This window comes from Ensifer sp. NM-2 (assembly GCF_003024455.1).
GTDB lineage: Bacteria > Pseudomonadota > Alphaproteobacteria > Rhizobiales > Rhizobiaceae > Ensifer > Ensifer canadensis.
In genome coordinates, this window is sequence record NZ_PVZR01000205.1 from 1 (window position 1) to 255 (window position 255).

A 255-nucleotide genomic window follows, 5' to 3' on the forward strand; every position below is an offset into this window, starting at 1 on the left:
ACGATCCGGGCGATGACCAAGGCCAATGCCAACGTCAAGCTGTTGAAGACGATCCCCGGCATCGGCGAGTTCTTCGCCCGGCTGATCGACGCGGAGATTGACGATGTATCCCGCTTTCGCAATCCGAAGAAGCTCGCCGCCTATGCCGGACTGGTGCCCTCGACCTATTCCTCCGGCGGCAAGACCTTTCACGGCAAGATCATCAAGCAGGGCAACAAGTGGCTGCGCTGGGCTTTCGTCGAAGCCGTCACCCCC

At 60.8% G+C, this 255-nt stretch carries 1 protein-coding gene; it reads left to right on the forward strand.

Annotated elements, in window-relative coordinates; all coding sequences use genetic code 11:
* A partial coding sequence (locus C6558_RS39485; RefSeq protein ID WP_146161043.1) for a transposase occupies positions 1–255 on the forward strand: 255 nt, incomplete at both ends.